Source organism: Litoribacillus peritrichatus, from assembly GCF_039537985.1.
In the GTDB taxonomy this organism is placed as follows: Bacteria; Pseudomonadota; Gammaproteobacteria; order Pseudomonadales; family Litoribrevibacteraceae; genus Litoribacillus; species Litoribacillus peritrichatus.
The window spans coordinates 20,309-41,137 of the sequence record NZ_BAABBN010000017.1 but is presented as its reverse complement, the minus strand read 5'-3'; the positions used below and the strand labels follow the sequence as shown (position 1 = coordinate 41,137).

The following is a 20,829-nucleotide window of genomic DNA, read 5'->3' as shown; positions in this document are numbered from 1 at the left end:
ACAGGCACTGGCTTAATGACCGCCAGAACATGACATCGATGGCGCTGGTAAGATTTTTTCTGAATCCCTGATAACGAACCAAAAGCGATCTTTATGAGTCACATCCGAGCTAAATGCGCATCCCTGCTTGCCCCAATCCTCAAAGGCCAGGGCAGTCTGTCTCAAACGCTTGAGCCTATGTTAAATAACATCAGTTTTGAAGATCGGGGGCTGGCCCATGAATTGATTCTCGGTACATTAAGGCAAGCACCGCGTTTGGAACGAATCGCACTTCAACTGGTTCAGAAACCTCTGAAAGAAAAAGACAAAGACATTTGGGCGTTGATTTTAATCGGTCTCTATCAGCTGGAGTTCATGAGAATTGCAGATCACGCCATTCTCAGCAAAACGGTCGATGCCACCCAAGCCCTCAAAAAACCCTGGGCAAAAGGCTTGGTCAACGGCGTGCTGCGTAACTTCCAGCGCGACAAAGCTAAAATTGAAGACAAACTGGCCAACGATATTTGTTTCCAAAGTGCCTTTCCCGGCTGGTTGGCCAAGCGTGTTCGTAAATTCTGGCCTGAACAAGCCGAGGCCGTGTACCAAGCCACCAACAGTCAGCCACCGATCACCTTGCGGGTCAATCAAGCGAAAATAAGCCTGACCGACTACATCGAGCAACTGACCGCCGAAGGCATTCAGTTTGAGCAGCACCCAACCACCGGTTTCATCTCCTTAACACAGGCCATTGATGTGCGGGTGTTACCGGGGTTCGGGGAAGGGCTGGTCTCTGTCCAAGACACAGCGGCACAATTTTCGGCGCAATTAATGAACCTGCAACCGGGTCTGAATGTACTGGACGCCTGCAGTGCTCCGGGGGGTAAAACCTGCGCCATGCTCGAAGCGGAACCTGCGCTCAAACAATTAACGGCCATCGACCTTGAAGCCAACCGGCTGGAACGAGTGCAGCAAAATCTCGATCGCTTAGGTTTAAGTGCTTCCCTCAAGGCCGGAGACGTTGCCGACACCGAGGCGTGGTGGGATGGGGAACCGTTCGACCGCATCCTATTAGACGCCCCGTGTTCAGCCACTGGTGTCATTCGTCGGCACCCCGACATTAAGTACCTGCGCCGCCCGGAAGACATCAATGCACTGGCAGACACCCAACTGCACCTGATGACCGCACTCTGGCCATTGTTAAAAGAGCAGGGGGAGCTGTTATATGCCACCTGTTCGATATTACCACCCGAAAACGAACAGGTGATGTCGCGCTTTATAGCTCAGCACCCCGACGCCGAGATTGTCCCCATCGAACTGCCTACCGGTTTCAAACAAACCATTGGCTGGCAATTTTTGCCCGAAGAGGGTGCACAGGACGGCTTCTATTACGCAAAAATAAAGAAAGGAAGCCACTAATCCCAGAATTCCTTGAGCAAAGCAAACATCCTTATTTATTTTAAGGATAATCCGAGTACAATATTCAGCCTTTAAATCTGAACACAATTTCCCGGATTTCGCTCTTATGAAGATCATTATTTTGGGCGCAGGACAGGTCGGCGGCACTCTTGCCGAGACTTTGTCCAGCGAAGATAAGGACATCACTGTCGTCGATCTGGATGCAGGTCGGTTAAAAGATCTTCAAGCAAAGCTGGATATCAGTACCACCCAAGGGATGGGTTGCCATCCCAACGTGCTGAAGCAGGCGGGGGCGGAAGACGCTGACATGTTGATCGCAGTGACCAACTCCGATGAAATCAACATGGTGGCCTGCCAGGTGGCTCACACCCTGTTCAGAACTCCGGATAAAATTGCCCGGGTTCGGTCGTCCAATTACACCAACCTGAAAGACTCTTTGTTCCTTCGTGAAGCTTTCCCGGTGGATCATGTCATCAGTCCTGAAAAAGCGGTCACCAACCACATCAAACGTCTGTTGCAATACCCGGACGCGCTGCAGGTATTGGATTTTGCCGATAAAAAAGTGCAACTGGTGGCGGTCAAAGCGCGAGAAGGCGGGCCTTTAGTCGGCCATGAACTGAAAGACATTCGTGAGCACATGCCCAACATTGATACCCGTGTTGCGGCCATTTTCCGTAAAGACAGCCCGATCATTCCCACCGGCGATACCATCGTGCAAGCGGACGACGAAGTCTTTTTCATCGCTGCCCGATCGAACATTCGCGAAGTAATGAGTGAATTACGCGAGCTGGAAGGCTCTTACAAACGCATCACCATTGCCGGTGGCGGCAACATTGGTGAGCGGCTGGCAGGCGACATTGAACACCTGTACCGGGTTCGTCTGATTGAACGTAATTACGATCGCTGTGAATATTTATCCAATACCCTTCACAAAACCATCGTATTGCACGGCGATGCTTCAAATCAGGAGCTGTTGCTGGAAGAGAACATCGAAGAAACCGACGTTTTTTGTGCACTGACCAACGAAGACGAAGCCAACATCATGTCCTGTTTGCTCGCCAAACGACTGGGCGCACGCAAAGTCATGGCGCTGATCAATAACCCGGCTTATGTGGATCTGGTTCAGGGCGGCGCCATCGACATCGCCATTTCCCCTCAGATTTCAACCATTGGTAGCCTGTTAAGCAAAATACGACGAGGCGATGTAGTAAGTGCTCACTCTCTGAGAAGAGGCGCCGCAGAGGCGATTGAAGCCATTGCCCACGGCGATAAACGCTCCAGTAAAGTGGTCGGACGCGCCGTTGAAGACATTAAACTGCCGGAAGGCACCACCATTGGCGCCATCGTTCGCGAAGAGCAGGTCATCATCGCACACCACGATACCGTCATCGAACAGAACGATCATGTCATCATGTTTCTGGTGGATAAGCGCCGGGTGACGGAAGTAGAGCGTTTGTTCCAACCTTCGTTTATGTTCTTCTGATGTTTAAACGACAGAACAGCACCATTCAAATGGCTGTGACGAATCGATTTAATACGGAAAGTTTTCTATGCATTTAGTGCTGACTTCACGCATTCTTGGCATCCTGCTGATGATCTTCAGTTTGGCGATGCTCCCCCCTGTCGTTATCTCATTAATTTATCAGGATGGCGGCACCGAAGCCTTTGGCATTGCCTTTGCCATCAACGTAATCGCCGGATTTATTCTCTGGTATCCCGCCCGAAGGTATCGAAAAGAACTTTCCGTGCGCGACGGCTTTTTTGTAACGCTGATGTTCTGGCTGGTACTGGGCTTATTTGGTGCCTTTCCGTTGATGTTATCTGATCACCCCGGCCTTTCCTTCACCGACGCCTTTTTTGAGTCTTTATCCGGCTTAACCACCACAGGTGCCACCGTCATCACTGGATTGGACGATTTACCCCATTCCATTTTATTTTATCGCCAGCAACTTCAGTGGCTGGGCGGCATGGGCATCATCGTATTAGCGGTCGCCATTTTACCAATGCTGGGCATTGGTGGTATGCAGTTGTACCGGGCAGAAACCCCCGGCCCCATGAAGGACTCCAAATTAACGCCCCGGATTACCGAAACCGCCAAAGCGCTTTGGTACATCTACTTATCCTTAACCGTCGCCTGTGCTGTCGGTTACTGGATTGCCGGAATGAATGTCTTTGATGCCATCTGCCACAGTTTCGCCACTGTCGCCATCGGTGGATTCTCCACGCACGATGCCAGCATGGGCTATTTTAACAGCGCCGCCATTGAACTCATTTGTGTGTTCTTCATGATCATTTCGGCCTTTAACTTCAGCCTTCACTTTTTGTCCTGGCGCCGAGGCTCCTTCATTTATTACTGGAAAGACCCGGAAACCCGTTTTTTCTTAGGCATTTTAGCGCTGGCGGTGATCATCACCGGTTTAACGCTGGCCACCACCCAGGCTTATTCAGAAACGGATTCATGGCGACATGCGCTATTCGGCGTGGTTTCGGTAGCCACAACGACAGGCTTCGGCATCGGCGATTTTTCCAGCTGGCCAAGCTACCTGCCGTTTCTGGTGTTCTCATTAGCCTTCATTGGCGGTTGTGCCGGTTCCACAGGGGGCGGAATGAAAGTCATCCGTACCCTGTTGGTCTACAAGCAAGGACTGCGTGAAATCCGTCGTCTGTTGCACCCGAATGCGGTCATTCCGATCAAAGTGGGTCGAAAGCCGGTACCGGATCGGGTAATTGAGGCCGTCTGGGGATTCTTCTCCGTGTATATCATCACCTTCATTGGCCTTCAGATCGGCTTACTCATGTCCGGCCTGGATATGGTCACGGCCTGGTCTGCGGTTGGGGCGTGCATTAACAATCTGGGGCCAGGACTCGGTGAAGTGGCGGCCAACTACGGTGAAATCAATGACCCGGCCAAATGGATTTTGAGCGCAGCCATGTTGCTCGGACGTCTGGAGATTTTTACGGTGCTGGTGTTATTTATTCCTGATTTCTGGGAGCGTTAACACACGGTCAACCCGGTTTGATTTCTGAATCACACGGTGTGGAACCTGTTTCGACCGTAAACTTGAAATAAATCCGATAAATACTGCCATTCCATAGGCCTTTCCATTGCATGGAGAGGCCTTTTATCTTTATCATTATCCGTTTATTTAACTCGTCCATAATGACAGATTGATTGAGCCGTCAGCACCATGTCATCCGCCTCAAGACATCCTTCATCACACGCTGGCGGTACTAACAAAATAATGTTACTAAATTAAGGGGTCTTCTGTGACCAAACCAACTTATCAAGAACCAGATGTACTAACGTTTCAGGGGCTCATAGCCGCGCTTCAAAATTTCTGGTCTCAACAAGGCTGCGTAATCAATCAGCCCATTGATATGGAAGTCGGCGCAGGGACTTTCCATACCTCCACCTTCCTACGCGCCATTGGCCCGGAGAAGTGGAACTCCGCTTACGTCCAACCTTGCCGTCGACCAACCGATGGCCGTTATGGTGAAAACCCGAACCGCCTGCAACATTACTATCAGTTTCAGGTGGCGATGAAGCCTTCACCGGCCAACATCCAGGAACTGTATCTGGATTCTTTGCGCATGATGGGCATCGACCCGAGTGTCCATGACATCCGTTTTGTGGAAGATAACTGGGAATCACCGACCTTAGGAGCCTGGGGTCTGGGTTGGGAAGTGTGGCTGAATGGCATGGAAGTGACCCAGTTTACCTACTTCCAGCAAGTGGGTGGCCTGGAGTGCTACCCGGTCACTGGCGAGATCACTTATGGCCTTGAGCGTATTGCCATGTACTTGCAGGGCGTCGACAGTATTTTCGATCTGACCTGGTGCTACGGCCCGGACGGCTCCAAAGTCACCTACGGCGATGTGTTCCATCAGAACGAAGTGGAAATGTCTGCTTACAACTTCGAACACGCCGACACAGACTTCATGTTTAAAGCGTTTGACCAGCATGAGCAAGATTGCGCTCGCCTGATTGACGCCGGTTTGGCACTGCCAGCCTATGAGAAAGTATTAAAAGCATCGCACACCTTCAACATGCTGGACGCGCGCGGTGCCATTTCAGTGACCGAGCGACAGGGTTACATTCTGCGCGTTCGTACTTTGGCTCGTTCCGTCGCCGAAGCGTATTTCAACAGCCGGGCCGAACTTGAGTTTCCGTTAGCTGAAGAAGCTACCCGGGCTGAAGTACTTGCAAAATATCAGGCCGCTAAGGCTCAGAAAGAAAACGCTCAAAAAGGAGATAAATAATGTCGACTCAGGATTTCCTAGTTGAGCTAGGCACCGAAGAATTACCGCCAAAAGCACTGAAAAAACTCAGCGAAGCTTTTGCCCAAGGCATCGAACAAGGTTTAGCGGACGCAAACCTGCAAGGCACCAAAACTGAAATCTTCGCTGCGCCACGTCGCTTAGCCGTTCGCATTGCTGACCTGCCGGAAAAACAGGAAGACAAAGAAGAAGTGGTTTATGGACCACCGGCTAAAATCGGCTTTGATGAAGCCGGTAATCCAACCAAAGCCGCAGAAGGCTTTGCCAAGCGTTCCGGCGTCGACGTGTCTGAGATTAAGACCGGAGACAACGGCAAACTCATGATTGAGTTGAGCATTAAAGGCCAACAAACGGCCTCATTGCTGGCCAACATCGTTCAAAACAGCCTGGACAAACTCCCAATCCCTAAGCGGATGCGTTGGGGGGCAAGCCGTACTGAATTTGTTCGCCCGGTCCACTGGCTGATCATGTTATTAGGCAGCGACGTAGTGAAAGGGGAAGTGTTAGGCCTGAAAGCAGGTAACACCACTAAGGGTCATCGCTTTCATGCACCCGACGCCATTGAAATTGCCTCTCCGGCGGAATACGAAGAAAAACTTCGCGCAGCCTATGTCATGGCAAGTTTTGCAGAGCGCAAAAGCTTAATTCAAGAGCAAGTGACTGCCGAAGGTAAAAAACTCGGTGGCCAGGCCGTCATTGACGAAGACTTACTGGATGAAGTAACGGCATTGAATGAATGGCCTGTTGCCTTAGCTGGTAACTTTGAAGAAAGCTTCCTGGAAGTGGCTTCTGAGGCATTGATCTCGTCAATGAAGGAACACCAGAAATACTTCCATGTGGTGGACAGTAACGATCAGCTGATGCCGAACTTCATTACGGTCGCCAACATTGAAAGTAAAGATCCGGCGCAAGTCATTGCCGGTAACGAAAAAGTGATTCGCCCTCGCTTGGCGGACGCCGCGTTCTTCTGGAATACCGATAAAAAACAGCCGCTGGAAAATCGTTTTGATAAGTTACGTTCGGTGGTCTGGGTAAATAAGCTGGGTTCCATTGCAGACAAATCACAACGTATTGCCGCTCTCGCCTCCAAGATTGCAGCCAACACCGGAGCCGACACTGCATTGGCCGAGCGCGCAGCCAAGCTGTGTAAAGCCGATCTGGTCACTAACATGGTGTATGAATTCACCGACATGCAGGGCATCGCGGGCCGTTATTACGCTGAAAACGACGGTGAGCACGCCGAAGTGTGTGCCGCAATGGTTGAGCAGTATATGCCAGCCTACGCCGGTGATCAGCTGCCTGCCACCGCAACCGGTACCGCCATCGCATTGGCAGACCGTCTGGACAGCCTGGTCGGTTTGTTTGGCCTGGGTCAGGTACCAACCGGCACCAAAGATCCATTTGCATTACGACGCGCATCTCTTGGCGTTCTGCGTATTCTTGTTGAAAAGAACCTGGACCTGGACTTGTCCGATCTGATCGACTGGGCCATCGACAATAACTGGCCGATCGAACTGAAAGCAGAAACCAAAGCCAGCTTAACCGAATACATGCTGGATCGCTTCAGCGCCTGGTATCAGGACGAAAATATTCCGGCGGAAGTATTCCAGGCGGTTCGTGCTCGCGGAGTCACTAAACCACTGGACATCAACAGCCGGGTTCACGCCGTATTTGGCTTCTATAAATTAGAAGCGGCACAAGCGTTGGCCGCCGCCAATAAGCGTGTATCCAATATCCTGGCAAAGCAGGCAGGTGAGGGCGTCGGTAACCAAGTGGATGCATCTTTATTGCAAGAAGAGGCTGAAAAGCAGTTGGCAGAAAAAGTAACCCTCGTTGCCAATGAACTGGAAGCCGTATTCAAGGCCGCAGATTACACCGTAGCCATGGAAACCTTAGCCCAGCTTCGTGAGCCTGTGGATCAGTTCTTTGACCAAGTAATGGTCATGGCCGACGACGAAGCGGTTCGCGCAAATCGCTTAGCATTGCTGTCCAACCTGAGAAACTTATTCCTTGAAGTTGCAGATATTTCGTTACTTCAGGCGCAATAGAGTGGTCGCCTGCGCGTTCAACCGGGTGACGACCATCTGCAGTTGCCCAGGTTGACCATCAGCTAAAACACTTAAAAAGCCTTGGTCTGAATATCCATTCAGCTAAGGTTTTTTAATGCCCAGCATTCACATACATAGCACGCCTTTTAATATCACTCACCACCCATCAAGAGTCCGCTAAATCATCCCAAAAATTATCAGCGTCTTAACAAAAGATAATGGGCTGTATGGTCGGTTGCGAGATAATCCGCTTTTTTTGGATTCTTACAATATGCTGCCTCAGTCGCTGTTTATCCGCTCGGTCATTTTCTATCTGGTCGTCGTAGTTTTCTCTATCATTCAAAACACCTTAGGTTTATTGATTGGCCTCTTTTTACCTTACGAACTCAGGTACAAGCTGATCATCACCACCTGGACATGCGGCTTCATTTGGTTACTGAAGGTCATCTGCGGTGTTCGTTATCAAGTCACCGGCATCGACAACATCCCCGAACAACCCTGCCTGATTGCCAGTAACCACCAAAGTGCCTGGGAAACCTTTTTTCTTCAGTCCATTTGCACTCCTCAGACACAGGTCATAAAACGAGAGCTGCTTTGGATACCTTTTTTTGGCTGGGCCTATTCGCTGCTCAAACCCATTGCAATTGACCGGGGCAACCGCCAGCAGGCAAGAGCCCAGATAATGGAACAGGGTAAGCAGTATTTGAAGACCGGCATCTGGGTACTGATCTTTCCGGAAGGCACCCGAAATCCACCGACGCACTTAGGCTCCTACGCCAAAAGCGGCGCAACGCTGGCCATCGAGGCGAATGTTCCGGTATTACCCATTGCCCACAACGCAGGACGCTATTACATCAACGGCGGTTTTATTAAGTATCCGGGCACAATTCGGGTTCATATCGGGCCGCCTATCAGCAGCAAAGAAAAATCCCCAGGCCAACTTACCCACGAACTTAGAAACTGGACTGAGCACGCTCTCAAGGCCATAGAAGGGGAGAGCAAAGCTGCATCCGCCATAACTGATCACCTTCACCATAACCGCACGGCACTTTGATCAACAACTAACAAACAACGCACAAAAAAACCGCTGAGAAAGTTAATTCCTCAGCGGTTTTTTTGTATTTGGCCTGTATGCGGGTATGGAGCGCTGCCCCTAGCTTAGCGTTAACGCTCCACATGCATCCTGAATCAGAAATCCAGATTAGACACGTTCAATGCATTCTTCTCAATGAACTCACGTCTAGGCTCTACGTCGTCGCCCATTAACGTGGTGAACATTTGGTCAGCGGCAATGGCATCTTCCACTTTCACTTTCAGCATACGACGAGAATCTGGGTCCATGGTTGTCTCCCAAAGCTGTTCTGGGTTCATCTCACCCAATCCTTTGTATCGCTGAATGTTGAAGCCTTTACGCGCTTCTTTCATCAGCCACTCCAAAGTTTCTTTGAACGAAGACACTTCCTGAACGCGTTCGCCACGCTGAACGTAAGCTCCGTCTTCCAGCAAGGTAGCAATGTTTTTACCCAGATCAAGAATACTGGCGTATTCAGGAGAGTCAAAGAACTCATGGCTGACCAAATATTCTTGCGTCGACCCGTGTTCGGTCACTGCGATAACCGGCAAGAACAAACCGCGCTCTTCATCTTTACGAACCGATAAGTGGTAATGAATGCCACTGCGGCGTCCGGTTTCCAGTTCGCTGTTCAGTTGAGTTACCCAGTCCGTAACAAAGGCTTCGTCTTTTAATCCGTCTAAGGTAATGGCCGGGCTGTAAATCAGGTCTTCCATAATCTTCTTAGGATAAACACGATCCAGACGATCCAACATCTTAATCACGCTGCGGTATTTATCCACCAACAGCTGTAAAGACTCACCCTTGACTCCTGGCGCATCAGCATTGATGTGCAGTGACGAATTATCTAAAGCGATTTGCACCAGGAAGTTGTCCAGGTCTGTATCACTGTCGATGTATTGTTCCTGCTTGCCTTTTTTCACTTTATACAAAGGAGGCTGAGCGATATAAATATGACCACGTTCTAACAATTCCCGTGTTTGACGGAAGAAGAAGGTCAGCAACAGGGTTCGAATGTGAGAACCGTCCACGTCGGCATCGGTCATGATGATGATGCGATGGTAACGCAGTTTGTCCGGATCAAACTCTTCCGGGCCAATGCCACAACCCAACGCTGTAATCAAAGTACCCACTTCAACAGACGACAACATCTTATCAAAACGTGCTTTCTCAACGTTTAGAATCTTACCTTTCAACGGCAGAATCGCTTGGGTTCGGCGGTCACGGCCCTGCTTTGCAGAACCACCCGCTGAATCACCCTCCACCAGGTAAATTTCAGAAAGGGCAGGGTCTTTCTCTTGGCAGTCTGCCAGTTTGCCCGGCAGACCTGCGATGTCCAATGCACCTTTACGACGCGTCATCTCTCGGGCTTTACGCGCCGCTTCACGGGCGCGTGCAGCATCCACCATCTTCTGAACAACCATCTTGGCTTCGTTCGGATTTTCTTCGAGGAACTCAACCAGCTTCGCGCCCATTTCCTGTTCCACGGCCGATTTCACTTCCGAAGAAACCAGCTTGTCTTTAGTCTGAGAAGAGAACTTTGGATCAGGCACTTTTACTGAAATAATCGCCGTCAAACCTTCACGGGCATCGTCACCGGTAGTGGCTACTTTCGATTTCTTTTGAAGATTTTCTTTCTCAATGTACTGATTCAACGTACGGGTTAAAGCACCACGGAAACCGGCAAGGTGTGTCCCACCATCACGCTGTGGAATGTTATTGGTGAAACAGAAAATATTTTCCGAGAAACTGTCGTTCCACTGAAGAGCAACCTCCACCGAAATGCCGTCTTCACGCTCATTTTCAAAGTGGAAAATACTGTTAACGGTCGTCTTATTGGTATTCAAATAGTCAACGAACGCTTTCAAGCCGCCTTCGTATTTGAAGGTTTCTTCTTTGCCTGAGCGTAAATCCTTCAGGATAATGCCCACGCCAGAGTTCAAGAATGCTAACTCACGAAGACGTTTAGCCAGATAATCGAAGCTAAATTCAATGTTAGTGAAGGTTTCAGCGGAAGGCTTGAAGTGAATTTCAGTACCTGTGGCTTCAGAATCACCCACAGGGGCTAGCGGAGATTTTGGTACTCCGTGTACGTATTCCTGCTCCCAGATTTTACCTTGACGGCGAATAGTAAGCTTCAGCTTTTCGGATAATGCGTTCACAACCGAAACACCCACACCGTGCAAACCACCGGAGACTTTATAGGTGTTGTCATCGAATTTACCACCGGCATGAAGTACCGTCAGGATAACTTCGGCAGCAGAAACGCCTTCTTCTTCGTGAATACCCACCGGAATACCACGACCGTCATCCGACACACTGATGGATTCGTCCGGATGAATAGTGACACGGATATCACTGCAATAACCAGCCAATGCCTCATCAATGGAGTTATCGACCACCTCAAACACCATGTGGTGAAGACCTGTACCATCGTCGGTATCACCGATATACATGCCAGGTCTTTTTCTTACAGCATCCAGGCCTTTTAATACCTTAATACTGGACGAATTATATTCTTGTTCTGACATAACCTTCCTCATAGCTCATTATGAGCTTACTGTTATCTTCCCTTGTTTCACGTGAAACACTTGAGTCTGATTCAAAATCTCTTCACTAAACCCATTCAAATCCACCGACGTCATGAACACCTGACGTCCCATTTGAACCAGCTCATGCAATACTTTATTTCGGTGTTGTTCATCCAGTTCTGAAGCCAAATCATCCAGTAACAGAATAGTTTCTTTATTCCCGTTCCGCTCAAACAAACGGCACTGTGCAAGCACCAATGAACAAACCAACAGTTTGAGCTGTCCTCGGGACAACACCTCTTTAACGGGTAGCCCGGAAGCCCGTATCACCAAATCTGCTCGATGTGGTCCATAACGGGTATAACCGGACTCTAAATCTTTGTCGAAGTTCACCTTTAGGTAGTCTTCGTACTCCAGGTCTCTCGACCACCCCCTATTATATCTCATCTCAACATTTTCTAAATCAGTTAATTGACCTGCGACGGCCTCGAACTCAACTTTTAATTGCTGGAAGTAACTTTCACGCATGAATGTCAACTGATCAGCAAGCTGAACCAGCTGCTGTGAGAATGGAGATATTAAAGAAGGGTCGGCTTGTTTGCGGAGGAGGGCGTTCCTGTGTTTGATCGCTTTTTTGTATCTGGCCGACAAAGCCCAGAACTCATGTTTCACGTGAAACACACCCCAATCGAGAAACTTTCGGCGATAATCCGGGCTACCGATCACCAGATCAAATGAGCCTGGTTCAAGTACCATCACAGGAAAAAGAGAGCTGATCGCCTCCTGAGTCCGAATTTTCTCACCGTTGAGCCGAGCCTCACCTTTGCCTGCTTTGTTCTTGGTAATGCCGACACTGGTTTCTGAAAAGGCGCCTGACGATTCGGCTTTGGCATGAATGAAATAGGCATCATCGCTTCGGCCAATAAGGTGTTTGATTGACGAATTTCGAAAGGTCGAGCCAGTGGCTAAACAATGAATGGCTTCCAAGAAACTGGTTTTTCCAGCTCCGTTATTACCAACAAATAGGCTGACGTGCTTATCCGAGCCGATCGGAACGGTTACGTCTTGAAGGTTACGAAGCCCACTTACCTTTAACTGAGTAATCAGCATGAAATTCCTAAAACAGGTATGTATTGAGCAACCATTTTAGCAACCCCATAAAAAAATCCCTACACCATAATGACCACAGTGCAGGGATTTTTTTGGTCTAACAATTTTAACCTTAGACTTACAAACCCGCCTTCTTAAGACGATTCGCCTGTTGTTCAAACACAGAGACAGGGTCCGTTTCAAACAAGTGATGGATACCAATCATCAAGTTCACTTCATCCAGATGATTCATCCGGTAGTTGTCGCGAATAACGGTGCCCCAATGAGAGCTGCAACGCCCAACCAAACCATCGTTTGCTTCGCCGCTGTCCAGAGCAAATGCCGTGGAAGCAATGGCCAAAAACGGATCAACCGGATCAAACACGTTTGTGTAAGGAGAGGTTCCGCTCCAAGAGTAGTAATGAACGCCATTCGACGCTGGGTTAGCACCACTGCCACAGTACGAAGTAGGCATACCTTCCGGGTAAGCCGCATTAAATGCAGCCGCACCTTCAGAGTTTAATGACTCCAAAGTACCCAAAGAATTTTGTCCGTTATCGGTTGGATTACTTGATAACAGATTAATGAAACTGCCCAACGCATTAACAATCGCGCTGATACCTGTGGTCAGAGTGTCGCTGCTGTCGGAAATGTCCTGTACCAAATCACCGACATCTGAACCCGTGTGAGGGCTACCGACACTGGTCACCGATGCCACCAAATCCGGACGAATAGATGCCACGTAACGAGCGGTAGGGCCGCCATGGCTGTGACCGATCAGATTCACTTTGGAAGCACCCGATACCGCAAGGATTTGCTGAACCTGGAGCAAAAGCTCTTCCCCGCGCGCCTCTGAAGAGTCCAGTGCTGTGACCTGAACGGCAAAGACATTGGCCCCTTTGTCTTCAAGCGCATCTTCCACGCCATAGAAATAGTCCATGCCCAAGATACTGTCAAACCCCAACATACCGTGAACTAACACGATAGGGTATTTTGTTTGTGCATAATTACTGTTGTCGTTGCTGCAAAAAAACCAGCAGCCCGCTGATGCAGAATAACTAACAATAAGAAGAGTGAATGCCGTCGCTAAGCGAGCAGCCCAGTTAAGGAAGTATTTCATGTTGTTGTCCTCAATATTTTATTTTTGTTAACGAGGTACGGCTTGCTACTTTGTGTAGCTATCCATTGATTATAGTAGAGGACTAAAAACTGAACAGGTCTCAACTGACCTAAGAAGCGATAGTTCAGGTAGATTGAACCCCACCCAAACGGGTGTCAGACGAAAGGTTTATCTTTCAATCTCATCAACATGAAACGACCCACGCAAACCGAGCTTTGGGACGTGCTTCAAAACAAGCAGGCAAAAAAAAGCCGAATACGTTGATTAACGTATTCGGCTTTTCATTTTTTTACATTGAAGATTTTAACGGCCCAACTTAATCAAGCATTCCTTTCTTCAGCGTAAAGTTTGATCGCTCAATCAGAGCTTCATCGGCATCACTACATACACAGACGTGCCACCGTCAAAATCTTCAACCAAGGCACTGCTGTTGGCATTTGACAGGGTCATTTTTACTTGCTCACCGGACAGGGCATTCAACACATCCAGCAAGTAGGTCACGTTAAAACCAATTTCCAACAAGTCGCCTTCGTAATCGACGCCAACGGTTTCTTCCGCTTGTTCCTGCTCAGGGTTGTTGGCCACCACTTGCAGCGAATCACCTTCTACCGTCAAACGAACACCACGGTATTTTTCATTCGACAAAATCGCCGTACGCTGGAAAACCTGACGTAATTCCTGACGGTTTCCGCACAAGAATTTATCACCCCCTTTCGGGACAACACGTTCGTAGTCCGGGAACTTGCCTTCCACCAGCTTTGACGTGAACAGGTAGTCACCTGCACCAATACGAATATGGTTACTGCCAACCGTAACAGAAATCACATCGTCACTGTCGCCCAATAAACGCTGAAGTTCAATGACCCCTTTACGAGGTACAATGACCTGCTTTTTATCGCAAGCCACATCCGCTGAACTGTCGGACATCGCCAGACGGTGACCGTCAGTCGCCACTGTACGAACCACACCCTGAGAAACTTCCAGCAACATGCCATTCAGATAATAACGAACGTCCTGCTGTGCCATGGCAAAGCTGGTTTGATCAAATTGTTTTTTCAGATCATCCGCTTTCATGGTGAAATTCAAAGCGGCTTCGCTTTCTTCCACTTTCGGGAAATCGTCCGCAGGCAAGGTCGCTAACACAAAACGACTGCGACCGGCTTTTACCTGAGCCTTGGCACCGTCGGTGGAAAACTCCAATAAAGACTGGTCGGGTAACGACTTACAGATATCCAGTAACTTACGAGCCGGTACTGTAATTTGCCCGGACTCTCCCGGTTGTTCTAACGTTAAAGCACCCACCAATTCAACTTCCAAATCGGTACCAGTCAATTTTAACTGGCCGTCTTCGAGTACCATTAAAATATTGGATAAAATTGGTAATGTGTGTCGACGCTCAACCACCCCTGCGACCAGCTGCAAAGGCCGCAACAGAGCTTCCCTGGAAATCGCAAATTTCATTAGATCCCGCTCTCTTATTCTAAGTAATTCAAATGAGTTTATTATTCACTAAAAAACAATCGGATGCACCTTTGAATGCAAAGTGGAGCAAATTTTAAAGGTTATCCACAAATTGCTTCGTTATTCTGTGATCAGGTTGTTAACATTCGGATCAGTTTTCCATAATCCGACGCCATGTCGTTGTCTGTGCTTTTCAGCTCTTTGATCTTACGACACGCATGCAACACCGTTGTATGATCCCGGCCACCGAAGGCCTCACCAATTTCAGGCAAGCTGTGGTTGGTCAATTCTTTCGCCAAGGCCATCGCCACTTGTCGTGGACGCGCAATCGAGCGTGTTCGACGCTTCGAGTTCATGTCTTTTTGACGAATATCAAAGTAATCGGCTACCGTTTTCTGAATGTTATCAATGCTGACTTGTTTATCTTGCAGAGCCAGCAAGTCTTTCAAAGATTCTTTAATGAAGTCCGGGTTAATTTCACTGCCGGTAAAGTGGGCATTCGCCACAACACGCTTCAAGGCACCTTCCAGTTCTCGCACGTTCGAACGTATACGACGAGCAATAAAGAAAGCCGATTCATCTTTCAGGTCAACACGTTGTTCTTCTGCTTTTTTCTTAAGAATCGCCACCCGGGTTTCCAGCTCCGGCGGCTCCACCGCAAACGTCAGCCCCCAACCAAAGCGCGAACGCAATCGATCGTCCACACCGTCAATTTCTTTCGGGAACCGATCCGAAGTCATCACGACTTGCTGGCCGGCCTCCAATAAAGCACTGAAGGTGTGGAAAAATTCTTCCTGAGAACGCTCTTTACCCGAGAAAAACTGAATGTCATCGATCAGCAACGCATCCACCTGGCGGTAATAGCGCTTAAATTCAGTAATGGCATTTAATTGCAGGGCACGAACCATATCAGCCACGAACTGTTCGGAGCGAAGATACAAAATTCTTGCGTTCGGATTTTTTTGCAACATATAGTTGCCAATGGCGTGCATCAGGTGAGTTTTACCCAAACCCACACCACCGTACAAAAACAGAGGGTTATTACTGCCGCCAGGACTTTCTGCCACCTGCAACGACGCAGCCAACGCCAACTGGTTGGACTTACCTTCAACAAAGGTTTCAAACGTCAGATTTCGATCGAGATTCGATTCGCGATGAATTTTACCGGCAATGCCATGATTTCGATTCCCCTGAAATGGCGCACTCGACTGTGCACTTTGACCACCAGTGTCGTACGAAGAAGTCCCAAAGTTTGAACGGGAAGGGGTCGGCTCCTGCTGTTGTGGCGGAGGCGTTGCACGGTGAATGATCGCCGAACTGTTTTCCAATACGGATGCGTAATTCTGCGCCTGACCGCCTTGCTCAGACATCGCCTGAGAGACTTGGACCGAAGGGCTTTCCGAATCAATCACAGATTCGGAGCTGGCAAGGTTCTGCATCGCCGATTCAACGCTGATACCCGACTGGCCGGTTTCATTCGTTGTTCCGGATTCACTCCAGCTTGGTGTTTTTTGAGTGGAGTACATGCCCGAGGGCGGAGTAAAGTTTGGCTGGCTCGGAGGATTCTCCACCCCATAGTGATTATTTGATTCCGCCGCTCTGTTGGACGTTTCGTATTGAGCAGAGACCCGCGAGTTATTCATTGGTCGGGTTGGTCGGTTCATGCCATAACTGCCACGACCGCCTTGCCGAACTTCAAAGGTCAAACGGGGAGGCGCCGAGTTGGAGCTTTCCATCATCAAACTGGTGATGCGGCTTAAATATTTATCAGCCACCCAATCTCGGATGAATCGGTTAGGCGCAACTATGGTCAATTCTTTTTCATCCCCTTCGATCTCCAAAGGGCGTAACCAAGTATTAAATTGCTGAGAAGGCAACTCACTCTCAAGGCAACTCAAACATTGCTTCCATAGCTCAACAGACACGACAAACTCCAAAGTTATTACAGCCGCAGGATTGTACCTAAAAGATCACAGCATGAACAATAAAAAATAGCACTACCAACACATATATCCACAATTTATTTTATGATACATTACGGTGCATGAATTTAATTAGACGTTTATAAACAATAAGTTACAAACTTAACAACCTTTTAAGAACAAGTTTACAACAATATATCCACATACTTACCAACAAACATATATACAAGCTAAAGGTCAATCTCTCAGCGAGACCACTTATCTGAACTAAACTCTATACAGACAAATTTATGAGGAGCCTGGATGTATTCTCTAAGACCTGCAAAACCATCGGACATAACGGCGATTTTACCGCTCGCCAACGAACAGGGCGCTCGCCATGCCAGCCTGCCAAAAACAACACAGTCGTTGAGAAGCTTCATACAAACCAGTGAAGATTCATTCCGAACCCCCAAAGGCCTGACAGCCCAGTCCGGGAATTACTTCTGGGTATTAACCGATCAGGATCAGGTCGTCGGCACCATCGCCATCGAAGCATTTACGGGTCAAAAAGAACCGTTTTACAGTTACCGCCGGGAAACACTGATCAACGCCAGTTATCGATTAAAGGTAAAACAATCCATACCGGTGTTATATCAATCGCATGAGTTGGCCGGTTACTCACAGCTTCACTCCATCACACTGGCCAGCGAACATCGCAACCCAAGGGCCATTGCCTTTCTGATTCAGGGCATACTGCTTTTTATTGCCGAACATGCGTCCTATTTCAGCGACCGGTTACTCTTCGAATTTCCAGGATTTAAAGATGAACGGGGAGAATCCCCATTGTGGAATGACCTTGGCCAACACTTTTTCCAGATGAGTCTCAAAGAAGCCTGTTATCACGCCAGCATAGAAGACAAAGCTCTGATCGCGCAGCTGATGCCCAACCAACCTTTGTACGAGAACCTGCTCAGTAACACCACCCAATCAACCCTCGGTGAGCCGCAACAGGATCTGGCCGATTACTATCAGGCATTCATCAGTGAAGGGTTTCGTCCGTCAAGTCATATCGATATTTTTGATGGTGGCCCATGCCTGACCTGTTTTACTTCCTCGCTTTGGACCAAACAAGAAAGCGCCAGAACCCGCCTGACGGGTTTGCCTGAAAATCACACCGACACCATCGCCATGAACACCAGCAAGGAGCACCCACTTATTTTGTTATTGCCTCAACACCAGCCTGACTTCATTCAACCGCTCAACTTAACGTCTAAAGAGTGGATACGTTGGGTCACATTGAACACGGAAGGTATGTCAGAACATCATCAAGGGGAGGGCGTATTATGATCGTCAGACCCATTCAGACTTCAGACCTTGACGCGTTATACGCCCTTGCTCAATCGGTCGGCGTCGGGATGAACAGCCTGCCCGCAGACAAAGCCTATCTGGCCAAGAAAATCGACCGCGCAGTGCAATCATTCAATCTGTCGCTGCCAAAAGAGCAAGCCAGCTATTTGTTTGTGTTGGCCGATGACCAGGATCGGGCGCTGGGCGTATGCGGCATTGAGGCCTCCATCGGTTGGGATGAACCTTGGTATACCTACCGCATCAGCCAGATGGTTCATGCCTGTCAGGACATCAACATCTACAGCAATACCCCCACCTTGTTTTTAACCAACGACCAGATTGGCTATTCGGAATTATGCTCACTCCTGTTGCATCCCGATGCCCGGGGTCGGAAAAACGGGCCGTTATTAAGCCGGGCGCGTTTTATGTTCATTCGCCAATTTCGAGAACTGTTCGCCCGAAAGATTTTCGCCGAAATGCGAGGTTTTAACGACGAACAAGGTCAATCGCCATTTTGGGATAACCTGGGCCGAAAGTTTTTTAACATGGAATTTGACCGTATTGATTTTCTGACCGGTCGGGGACAACGTTCCGTGATTGCTGAACTCATGCCCAAATACCCGGTCTACAGCCATTTACTCTCAGAGTCCGCCCGCGCCTGCTTTGGTAAGGTCCATCCGAACACCCAGCCAGCGCTGGAAATGCTGAAACAAGAAGGGCTTCGGTTTGAAAATTACATTGCCATTTTTGATGGCGGCCCTGTTATGGAAGCTTACATCGATGATCTGCGATTAATCAAAGATTCCATCGTATTTACGGCCGAAGCGCTGATCACTGACAATGCCGATGAACAACCGCCGATCTTGCTTTCTAATCAGTCACTGGAAGACTTCAGAACCACGCTCAGTTTTCAGTACCGAATAGAAGGAAACAGCATCCAGTTACCTGCTCAGGTGCTGGATGCACTAAACTTACAGGATAACCAAGTCACGGTGGCATCACTGTATGCCAGAGACCAGAGCCAGTTATTCACCATGACAGGCTAAATATGACAAGGTAAGCATGAAGACCAAACTCGATCTTCTCATTAACGGACAATGGCAAGCAGGGATGGGCGGAGAGTTTTGCTCCAGAGAACCGGCCAGCCAAGACGTAGTCTGGGAAGGTCGGGGAGCAAACGTTCATCAGGTGCATCAAGCCGTAACATCGGCCAGCGAAGCCTTTGACCCATGGCGTAAGCTGGACGTTTCAGCACGCTTAAAATACCTTCATAACTTTGAACAACTGATTCATAGCCATAAACACCACCTGATTGAGGCCGTCTGTCATGACACTGGCCGCCCCATGTGGGAGGCTCAGCTGGAAGTTCAGGCGGTGGTGGATAAAACCCAATTGGCCTTTGAATCTTATCAACAACGAACCGGAGAACGAGTGATGGCCACCACCGGTGGCCACATACAATTACGTCATCGCCCCCATGGCCCATTGGCGGTCATCACCCCGTTTTCATTCCCGGCATTAATCGCTATGGGTCAAATCATTCCTGCGCTGTTAGCGGGCAATACCCTTGTCTACAAGCCCAGTCAAATGACGCCAAAGGTGGCCGATTACTTAACCCAACTTTGGCACTTAGCGGAATTGCCTGACGGCGTCTTCAACTTAGTGCAGGGAGGCAACGACATTGGTCAAACACTGACCGATCACCCTGACCTTGCCGGCGTATTATTCACCGGGCGAACGGAAACCGGCATCAGCATCAACCAAACCATGGCCACTCGACCCGACAAGCTGGTGTGCCTGAACATGAGCGCCAACAATCCGCTGATCGTTGGCGACACCCAGCAAATCAACCCCGCGCTCTATCAAATTCTTCACTCAGCGTTCATTACTTCAGGCCAACGTTGTTCGAATGCTCGCCGGTTATTTTTACCGGATAATGCCCAGGGTGATCAAATACTGGAGCAGCTGATCGAGCAATGCCATTTATTATTTATCGGCCACTATAATGAAGAACCCAAACCGTTTATGGGCCCGGTAATCAACATTCCGTCCGCCAAACAGATACTCAAACAACAACAGCTTTTGTTGTCGTTAGGCGCCAATGTATTACTCAGCGCCAATCAAGCGGATGAAAACAGCGCGTTCATGAGTCCGGGGTTACTGGATGTCACTGAAATCAAAGAGCCTTTTGACGAAGAAATTTTTGGCCCTGTGTTACAGGTATCCCGCTACCAGCACTTTGAGCAGGCAATAGAAATGGCCAACCAAAGCAAATATAAGCTCACCGCCGGTTTAATCAGTGATAAACAATCCCAGTTTGATGAATTTGATTGCACAATCCAGGCGGGTGTAGTTAACTGGAACCAACCAATAACGGGCGTTAGCGGTGCTGCACCTTATGGAGGCATAGGGCTTAGTGGCAATCACCGACCAGGAGGGTGGTATTCAGCAGATTATTGTGCATTTCCAACCACAACAATGTGCCAGCAAGGCGTTTCTTTTCCTTCCTCACCCATTCCGGGCATTAACCTGACCCAATAGCATATTGGCCAACAAGACAATTTTTATAAAACTATTTTGAGGT

At 48.9% G+C, this 20,829-nt stretch carries 14 protein-coding genes; 9 read left to right on the top strand and 5 right to left on the bottom strand.

Going from position 1 to position 20,829, the window contains the following annotated elements:
- Nucleotides 1-93 precede the first annotated feature (93 nt).
- The 6 genes from rsmB (at nt 94) to ABD744_RS21655 (ending at nt 8,775) form a co-directional block, all read left to right on the top strand.
- On the top strand, nt 94-1,395 hold the full coding sequence (gene rsmB / locus ABD744_RS21680) for a 16S rRNA (cytosine(967)-C(5))-methyltransferase RsmB (RefSeq protein ID WP_344800702.1): 1,302 nt from the start codon (nt 94-96) through the stop codon (nt 1,393-1,395).
- A gap of 106 nt (nt 1,396-1,501) precedes the next feature.
- Nucleotides 1,502-2,878 (top strand): Trk system potassium transporter TrkA, encoded by a 1,377-nt coding sequence (gene trkA / locus ABD744_RS21675; RefSeq protein ID WP_344800701.1) that lies wholly within the window; start codon nt 1,502-1,504, stop codon nt 2,876-2,878.
- 67 nt (nt 2,879-2,945) lie between these two features.
- A complete protein-coding gene (locus ABD744_RS21670; RefSeq protein ID WP_344800700.1) occupies nt 2,946-4,394 on the top strand; it encodes a TrkH family potassium uptake protein in 1,449 nt (482 codons plus the stop codon).
- Between the two features lie 268 nt (nt 4,395-4,662).
- A complete protein-coding gene (glyQ, locus tag ABD744_RS21665) occupies nt 4,663-5,655 on the top strand; it encodes a glycine--tRNA ligase subunit alpha (protein ID WP_344800699.1) in 993 nt (330 codons plus the stop codon).
- Nucleotides 5,655-7,721, top strand: coding sequence for a glycine--tRNA ligase subunit beta (gene glyS, locus ABD744_RS21660; RefSeq protein ID WP_344800698.1), 2,067 nt, complete (start codon nt 5,655-5,657; stop codon nt 7,719-7,721). The genes glyQ and glyS overlap by 1 nt, the downstream gene beginning before the upstream one ends.
- Nucleotides 7,722-7,992: 271 nt before the next feature.
- The gene (locus tag ABD744_RS21655) at nt 7,993-8,775 is read left to right on the top strand and encodes a lysophospholipid acyltransferase family protein (protein ID WP_344800697.1); all 783 of its coding nucleotides are present in this window, start codon (nt 7,993-7,995) and stop codon (nt 8,773-8,775) included.
- A 134-nt stretch (nt 8,776-8,909) separates the two neighbouring features.
- On the opposite strand, the gene gyrB is transcribed toward ABD744_RS21655, so the two are convergent.
- From gyrB to dnaA, 5 genes are all read right to left on the bottom strand, one after another.
- Nucleotides 8,910-11,324, bottom strand: coding sequence for a DNA topoisomerase (ATP-hydrolyzing) subunit B (gene gyrB / locus ABD744_RS21650; RefSeq protein WP_344800696.1), 2,415 nt, complete (start codon nt 11,322-11,324; stop codon nt 8,910-8,912).
- An 18-nt stretch (nt 11,325-11,342) separates the two neighbouring features.
- Nucleotides 11,343-12,434, bottom strand: a complete 1,092-nt coding sequence (recF, locus tag ABD744_RS21645; RefSeq protein ID WP_344800695.1) for a DNA replication/repair protein RecF — start codon at nt 12,432-12,434, stop codon at nt 11,343-11,345.
- Between the two features lie 118 nt (nt 12,435-12,552).
- Nucleotides 12,553-13,533 (bottom strand): esterase/lipase family protein, encoded by a 981-nt coding sequence (locus ABD744_RS21640; protein WP_344800694.1) that lies wholly within the window; start codon nt 13,531-13,533, stop codon nt 12,553-12,555.
- A gap of 360 nt (nt 13,534-13,893) precedes the next feature.
- Entirely contained in the window at nt 13,894-14,994 is a 1,101-nt protein-coding gene (gene dnaN, locus ABD744_RS21635) for a DNA polymerase III subunit beta (protein ID WP_344800693.1), read from the bottom strand.
- A gap of 131 nt (nt 14,995-15,125) precedes the next feature.
- A complete protein-coding gene (gene dnaA, locus ABD744_RS21630; protein WP_344800692.1) occupies nt 15,126-16,919 on the bottom strand; it encodes a chromosomal replication initiator protein DnaA in 1,794 nt (597 codons plus the stop codon).
- Nucleotides 16,920-17,219: 300 nt separating this feature from the next.
- Between dnaA and ABD744_RS21625 the strand changes: the two genes are divergently transcribed.
- Genes ABD744_RS21625 through astD form a run of 3 tightly spaced genes read left to right on the top strand, consistent with a single transcriptional unit; the run spans nt 17,220 to nt 20,786 of the window.
- On the top strand, nt 17,220-18,245 hold the full coding sequence (locus ABD744_RS21625) for an arginine N-succinyltransferase (RefSeq protein WP_344800691.1): 1,026 nt from the start codon (nt 17,220-17,222) through the stop codon (nt 18,243-18,245).
- Nucleotides 18,242-19,291 (top strand): arginine N-succinyltransferase, encoded by a 1,050-nt coding sequence (gene astA, locus ABD744_RS21620; RefSeq protein WP_344800690.1) that lies wholly within the window; start codon nt 18,242-18,244, stop codon nt 19,289-19,291. Before ABD744_RS21625 ends, astA begins: the two co-directional genes overlap by 4 nt.
- A 16-nt stretch (nt 19,292-19,307) precedes the next feature.
- A complete protein-coding gene (gene astD, locus ABD744_RS21615) occupies nt 19,308-20,786 on the top strand; it encodes a succinylglutamate-semialdehyde dehydrogenase (protein ID WP_344800689.1) in 1,479 nt (492 codons plus the stop codon).
- The last annotated feature ends 43 nt before the right edge of the window (nt 20,787-20,829 follow it).